At 59.2% G+C, this 2001-nt stretch carries 1 protein-coding gene; it reads right to left on the bottom strand.

Translation table 11 applies throughout. From position 1 onward, the window contains the following. Window positions 1-775: 775 nt before the first annotated feature. On the bottom strand, window positions 776-1681 hold the full coding sequence (locus AC3YMN_RS19285) for a hypothetical protein (RefSeq protein WP_489891292.1): 906 nt from the start codon (window positions 1679-1681) through the stop codon (window positions 776-778). Between the last annotated feature and the right edge of the window lie 320 nt (window positions 1682-2001).

A 2001-nucleotide genomic window follows, 5' to 3' on the forward strand; every position in this document is an offset into this window, starting at 1 on the left:
CCAGCTGCCGCGCCTTACAATCCAGTTACGGCGATGCACAGGAGCCCCGCCGTGCCCAAGGGCTGCGCCCAGCAGTGCTCGCGAATGCGTAGTCGACGCCAGTCCCAACGTCGAGCTTATTCCTGATTGAATCGATGACGCCAACCACCAGCTGGAACGGTGACCGAAGTGACGACGGCACTTGCCCCACAACTTCATAGGCAAGTTCCCGGCAAGCCGCACTCATCCTGATCAAGTCGGTCAGGCGCACCACCAACTGGAACACCCTCCGTAGTTCGCCGCAGCCATGGCCCCCCCCCGGGGCTACCATGCGGCTGTTACAACCAAAATGACCACCGCTCCGAAGCCCCATCAGCCTGCCAAGCCCGCTCTGGGCACCCCGCTGCTAGATCCATACCGAAGGCGCGAGCTTCGGCAAAGTAGGTCTCGAGTGCTACGGTGAAGGCTCTCCCGAAATCTGCACACATGCGCAAAGAACATCAGCCGCCTGTTGGCGGGTTGGAGAGGGGCAGTTATATCAAGCTGGCGCACGACGCCCATTGTCGCCCCGCCCCTAAGTCGAGTGCTATGAGCCTGGCATGCTGATCATGTTCTCGGGAAATATCGATCTGCTGCCTGCACCTTTGGTCGTTCTCGCCTGCGCGATCACTGTTCGCGAGTCGTGAGTTGAGGCTCACATTAGTTGTGTCAAGCGGAAACAAGCAGCTTGCGGTGTTATTCCTGTCCGTGCTGCCTGTTGCGCTCGATCGGCTAGTCAATGCTCGTCACGCGGTACTCAGTCGCTCACGGTGAATCCGAGGCCGCGCAAGCGTCGCTCGAATATCTCTTCCTCGTGGAACCGCAGATTGGACAAGTTCACCATCTCAGGAATCGCGGCATGGGTGCGCCCCCGGAATTCGGCACGGAAACCCGGTGGAATGTCCGGAGCAAAGCGGATCCTGTGATCCTGCCTGATCGTCGCCAGCCCGTTCTCATAGATTGCATGGACATTGCGAGCCTTGAGGCCAACATTGTTGATAGTATCAGGCCCTCCTTTGAACAGTGGAGGGTAGTGACTTACTTCCAGAAGGCTTCCGCCCCCAGGTAAGTCGAAACTTGCTCCGCTCATGACGCAAAATGCGCCAGAGATTCGGGTCAACTGTGCGCGTAGTCTGGCGCGCCGGCGCCTGAGCTGCAGTTCCAGGGGAATTGGGAAGTTTGCTGCGTCGCGAGAAGCGGGCGCTAGGTCCGGTGGGCCTAGGGAGGGCGCAGCCTCGTCTATCTCAATGACGGTATGCTGGCCATTCATCTCGAGGATATGTTCACTTGGCGTAAGTCGCGCCTCGAGGATGATGGACGCGAAGGCGGTAGAGGGAATTTCCGGAACACCGATCGCGAAGCGTCCGAACACTGCATCTCCCTGGGCATTTTCGAGCGGAGGTTCCCGCGGCTTGCCGCCCGCCGAAACTGGTACGGGGTTCTCGAAATGTCTGATGTCCTCCAGCCAGATCACGGCGTGGCTTTTATCCGCAACTTGCCAGTCGCAGACGGTGGCGACAGCAAAGTAGCCGGCTTCTGCTTCTTCACGCGGTGCGACAAGGAGCGCCTCCACCCCGACAGAATCAGACAAGGGATGCAGGCTTTGGCAAGCCACGCGAACAATCGACGGATCAATCGCCTCGCTGGGGCGGACGACGAGCACCAGATTGCTTACGCATAGTAGTTCCTAGTTGAGTGCCCGCCCAGGTTGGGGGACCGCGGGAGCTTCGAGGGGTTAGCACCCAGGCAGTGCAGCCGTAAGATCGTGGCGCAGCCGCACGGCTTTTGCCGCAGAACAAATTGCAACGAAAGCACGGGGATGTCAGCAGAGGTGTTCAGCTGGAGGAGCGTCAAGGACTGACGACGCGCTCAGTTATCCACAGGCTCTGCTTTCTGGTGGAACCAGAAGTCAGTTTTGTCATTTAGCGTGTTGACGATGGCGATGGGGTCGCTTATATCCCCGATCACCGCTGCAGAGCGAGG

Source organism: Devosia sp. Z11_6 (assembly GCF_058133665.1).